Source organism: Candidatus Cloacimonadota bacterium (genome assembly GCA_034661015.1).
Lineage (GTDB): Bacteria > Cloacimonadota > Cloacimonadia > JGIOTU-2 > JGIOTU-2 > JAYEKN01.
Window position 1 is genome coordinate 1 of record JAYEKN010000080.1, and the last position, 5,016, is coordinate 5,016.

The window sequence follows — 5,016 nt, forward strand, 5'->3', positions numbered from 1 at the left end:
TTATTTATAAGATTTTTCATACTTTTTTCTTACCATAAAATATTTCTTTCGTGTCATTCCGTGCCTGCCCTGTGAAATGCTTATATTTGTTTATTTCACTCGGGGTTTTTAGTGGTCAAATTGATTAAAGATTTTTATGCTTTTCAGAAATTTCATCTGCCAATTTTTCTAATAATTTGAAATCGTTTTCTTTGGGATGTCCTTTAACTAATACAGTGGAAAGTAATTCTACTTTAAGATTTGGAATCATCCCGGCAATCTGTTCGATCATCCGTCCACCCCAACCATAAGAACCAATCACAGATGCGAATTTCGTTTTTGGTCTGAGTGCATTTGCCAGATAAACCGCACTCACTACAGAAGGATGGGGACCGACCAAAACCGTAGGTGAAGCGATCACTATTGTGGCAGCATCAACCAGTGACATTGCCAAATAACCAATATCGGTTTTTATAAGGTTAAATAATTTTACGGTGATACCCTTTTCAATAAGTGAATCAGCAAAATGATTTACCATTTTTTCTACACTTCCATGCATGGAAACATAGGGAATTACCACCTCATTTTTTACATCATCAGAGATCCATTTTTTGTAGGCATCAATAATGAATTCCGGTTCATCGTAGATAGGACCGTGGCTGGGAGCGATAATATCAATTCCCATTTGGCTTATTTTTTCAATATGCTTTTTAATAGGAGTTCGGAAGGGCATCATTATTTCCGCATAATACCGTTTGGCGGGTTCATACACTTTGGCCTTATCAGTTACAAAAAGATCACTGGTAGCCAAATGAGAGCCGAGAAAATCGCAAGTGAAAAGAATTTTGTCTTCCTTCAAATAAGTAAACATTGTTTCGGGCCAATGAACCCAAGCAGCGAGGATGAATTTTAGAGTTTTATTACCCAATGAGATCGTATCACCGTCATTAACCGTGATGAATTTGTCCTCAGAAATTTGGAGCAAGTCTATCAGCATAGATTTGCACTTTGAATTTGTAACTACCTTTGCATCCGGAAACAGTTCCAAAATTATGGGAATTGAACCGGAATGATCTTGCTCTGCATGATTTGCAATGATATAATCAATTTTTTCTACATTCAGTTTTTTCAAATGATTTGTTAAAATATCTTCCTTATCAAAATCCACAGTATCTATCAGGGCAATTTTTTCGCTCCCTTTTATTAAGTATGAATTATAACTTGTCCCGTCCGGAAGAGGAACGAGTTCGTCGAACAATCTTCGGTCCCAATCAATTGCTCCAACAGAAAATATTCCGTCCTTAATTTTTCTTACAGCCATTTAAACCTCCTCTTCAAACATATCTTTACTGATTCCGCAAACCGGACATACCCAATCTTCGGGTATATCTTCAAATGAAGTTCCGGGTTCAATTCCCGAATCAGGATCACCTACTTCCGGATCATATACATATCCACATACCGTACATACATACTTTTTCATTACTTTTACCGCTTTCTTTGATGTTTTTATTGTTGGGTCAAAATAGGTTGGTGCTGTTTTTGGTGCCTTACCTCTTAATACCTTGTGATAATAATCATAAGTCATCTGTTGTTCTTGAATTAGCATTTCGGCGTTCACAACTTTACCAATAAAAATCGTATGAGTTCCAACATCCGTACTGTTTACAAGTTCACATTCCAAATATCCGATGGTATTTTCCAAAACGATGGGAGAGCCAGTGCTACCGATTTTATATTTTACATCCGCAAATTTATCGAAATCTTTCCCGCATTTGAAACCAAAATTTCCAATCAATTTCATTGTTGCGTCTTGAGACAGGATTGATATTGCAAAATATTTGCTTTTCATTATACATTCATGTGTAAAATTTTCCTTGTTGATACTAATGGCAATAGTCGGTGGTTGAGAAGTAATTTGGATTACCGAATTTGCGATTTGTCCATTCAGTTTGTTTCCAATTCTGGAACCAATAATATAAAGTCCGTAACTGATTTTTTGTAAGGTTTTTAGATTCATTTTATTTTCTCCAATTTAAGCGTTTCAGCATTTCAGCGTTTTAGCATTTCAGCGACTCAGCATTTCAGCCTTGTTTTTGGTCGTAATTTTACAATATATGATGAAAGCATTTTCTTTATTTCAATTATTTTTCTATTTAGGTTTTCATATTCGGTTTTAGAAAGATAATTCAAATCATTAGAAAGCAAAAAAAGATATTCTACTTCAGAAGCAGATCCCATCGAAATGGTAAAAAACCATTTTAAATCTGCTTCGGAATTTCTGCCACATCCTTCTGCGATATTGTTTGGAATGGAAACGGTAGCTCTGCGAATTTGACTAATAATTCCATATATTTCATTGGAAGGAAAATTCTTTGTAATGCGATAAATCTCCAGCGTAAAGTGATGTGCCTTGTGCCAAACCTTCTGTTTTCTAAAATCTCGCATTTTGATTCCTTATTTTATATGTGTCAGCAGGTCAGACTATAACCCGCTGATCTGCTGACGTGCTGAGCTGCTGACCGGCTGAGCTGCTGACATGCTTCACAGTAATAAGTAGAACGGCCTGCTTGTTTTATTTTAATTATCTTTGCTCCACATTCACACTGTTTTTTTTGATATACCATTAAGAAATTTTGGAAATTACCGGTTTTATTGTCAATCTTTTTGTAATCAGATATTGTTGTTCCATTTTGTAAAATTGCTTCTCGTAATACTTTCATTATCTGAGAGTGCAAATTTGCAATCTCATCTGCGGAAAGATTTTTTGCTGATTCAAGGGGAGAAATTCCGGCGTGAAAAAGAATTTCACACGCATAAATATTTCCAATTCCAGCAATAACCTTTTGATTTAATAAAACAGATTTAATCGGAGATTTACGATTTTTGAAAATTGATCGCAAATATCTTGGAGTAAATTGATCTTCATTTACAAATGGATCTGGTCCCAAATTTTCTAAAGCCGGAACAGAAATATTTTTCTCATAAACATCAATTTTCCCAAAAGCTCGCACATCGTCAAAAATCAACTTTGATTTATCCTGAAAAACAAAATAAGCTCGAGTGTGTGATGGCAGTTCTTTAAACGGTTCAGCCAAAATTAATTTCCCGGACATGCGAAGATGGATAACTAATTTGAAATCATTAGATGTTTCAAAAATGATATATTTCCCTTTCCTATGGATATAATCAACTACACCAAATTCTACTTGTTTGATAACAGAATGAAATCGAACCGTTCCATCCCTAAGTTCGATCAGAGATTCAATCTTCTTATTCAAAATTTTACTTTTCAACCCACTAACAATTGTTTGTACTTCCGGTAATTCGGGCATTTTAATTTCCTTGCAAAGGGTTATTCAAGTTACTGATTTCGGGAAACTGTATATCCCGCATTCAAAAACCAAAAAAACAAATAGGGAGACATTGCCGACATAAGTAGCCAACCGGAATCAAGAATACCAAATAAAATTTTGATAATCATTCCGTATCCTTTTGCTTTTCCAGACAATCTTTGCATATTCCAATAAAATATCCATGCAATTCGTTGATTTTATTCCCTTTTATCATCCCTTTTTTAAAATAAGGGCACTGGATATCAATATCAATAATTTTACCACATTTTTCACAAAGAAAATGATGATGCGGTGATGTATTAGAATCATAGCGAGTTTCATTACCCGTAATCATAACCGGATTAATGACCCCTTTTTCCGTAAACAAATTCAAGGAATTATAGACAGTTGCCTTTGATATGGTTGGAATTTTCTTCAAGACAGAATTATATATCATGTTGGCAGTAGGATGGTTACGGTTATCAATGAGATAACGAAAAATACTCATCCTTTCAGACGTTGGTCGTATGCCAACTTCATCGAATTTCCTTTTTACTCTTTCCATATTTAGACTCATTATTAATTTGTATTTAATATAAATAATTCCGTGCTTACGTCAACTATATTTGGAATATTTCTGAAAAATATTGAAAAAAATGATTAAAGTGTCTGAATAAATTTTATTAATTTACATCAGGATGAAGTCCTGTGTCTCCTTCCAACTTTTTATTTCTCAAACGGATAGTTTAAACGGTTGAGTTCCTTTACAAATAAATTGACACATTTCACGCCCCTGCTGTTTTGAACCTTATGAAAAAATCAATAGGAATTTTCGATTCAGGTGTAGGAGGATTAACCGTTTTCAAAGCGGTAAAAGACGCTCTCCCAGACCAGAATATAATCTATTTCGGGGATACAGCCCGTGTTCCATACGGCTCAAAATCCGAAAACACGATTGTAAATTATTCTCTTCAGAATGCTGCGTTTTTGCTTCAGCAAAATATCAAATTGTTAATTGTTGCCTGCAACACATCCTCAGCTTTTGCACTTGATAAGCTCCGAGAGCAATTTGAAATTCCGATTATCGGTGTGATAGAACCAGGTGCAAAAACAGCACTTTCCGTTACAAAGAATAATAGAATCGGCGTAATTGGGACAGAAGGAACAATCAAAAGTCTGGCATATCAGAAAGAGCTGCGCAAACAAAACCCGGATTGTAAAGTGTTTGCTAAACCCACTCCCTTGCTTGTCCCCCTTGTTGAAGAAAATTGGATTGACCACTCTGTAACAAAACAAGTAATTGCCGAATATTTGGACGAATTGCTTCGCTTGGACATTGACACTCTCATTATGGGTTGCACCCATTATCCGGTTTTAAAAGACATGATCAAATCTGTTGTAGGCGATTCCATAGAACTGGTTGATTCTGCCGAAGCAGTTGCAAATGTTGTAAATGAGAAATATTCGGGTAAAAATTCTATTTTAAAAGGTGAATATAATTTCTTCGTAAGTGATAATCCCGAAAAGTTTAAAATTTTGGGGGAACGAATTATTCAAAGCGAATTGGAAAATGTACATAAAGTATTTTTTACAGAATCGTGGATACAAAAATAGGTTTCTAAAAATAAAATGTATAAATTAAAATTACATAAAAATCTTAGAATTTTAAAAATGGAAAAAATTTAGTTGCAGACAGCAATTA

The 5,016-nt window shown here is 34.6% G+C and carries 6 protein-coding genes; 1 reads left to right on the forward strand and 5 read right to left on the reverse strand.

From position 1 onward, the window contains the following. Positions 1 to 124 precede the first annotated feature (124 nt). From U9P79_02740 to U9P79_02760, 5 genes are all read right to left on the reverse strand, one after another. Positions 125 to 1,300 carry an FprA family A-type flavoprotein gene (locus tag U9P79_02740; protein ID MEA2103547.1) on the reverse strand — a complete coding sequence of 392 codons (1,176 nt, stop codon included), beginning with the start codon at positions 1,298 to 1,300 and terminating at the stop codon, positions 125 to 127. Further along, complete coding sequence (locus U9P79_02745; GenBank protein MEA2103548.1) at positions 1,301 to 1,999, reverse strand: flavin reductase; 699 nt, start codon at positions 1,997 to 1,999, stop codon at positions 1,301 to 1,303. A 56-nt stretch (positions 2,000 to 2,055) separates the two neighbouring features. After that, a complete protein-coding gene (locus U9P79_02750; protein MEA2103549.1) occupies positions 2,056 to 2,427 on the reverse strand; it encodes a four helix bundle protein in 372 nt (123 codons plus the stop codon). Positions 2,428 to 2,450: 23 nt separating this feature from the next. After that, positions 2,451 to 3,314, reverse strand: a complete 864-nt coding sequence (mutM, locus tag U9P79_02755) for a bifunctional DNA-formamidopyrimidine glycosylase/DNA-(apurinic or apyrimidinic site) lyase (protein ID MEA2103550.1) — start codon at positions 3,312 to 3,314, stop codon at positions 2,451 to 2,453. A 145-nt stretch (positions 3,315 to 3,459) separates the two neighbouring features. Continuing rightward, positions 3,460 to 3,879: a Fur family transcriptional regulator gene (locus U9P79_02760; GenBank protein MEA2103551.1), complete on the reverse strand. Its 420-nt coding sequence runs from the start codon at positions 3,877 to 3,879 to the stop codon at positions 3,460 to 3,462. Positions 3,880 to 4,124: 245 nt separating this feature from the next. On the opposite strand from U9P79_02760, the gene murI reads away from it, so the two are divergent. Further along, complete coding sequence (murI, locus tag U9P79_02765; GenBank protein MEA2103552.1) at positions 4,125 to 4,928, forward strand: glutamate racemase; 804 nt, start codon at positions 4,125 to 4,127, stop codon at positions 4,926 to 4,928. The last annotated feature ends 88 nt before the right edge of the window (positions 4,929 to 5,016 follow it).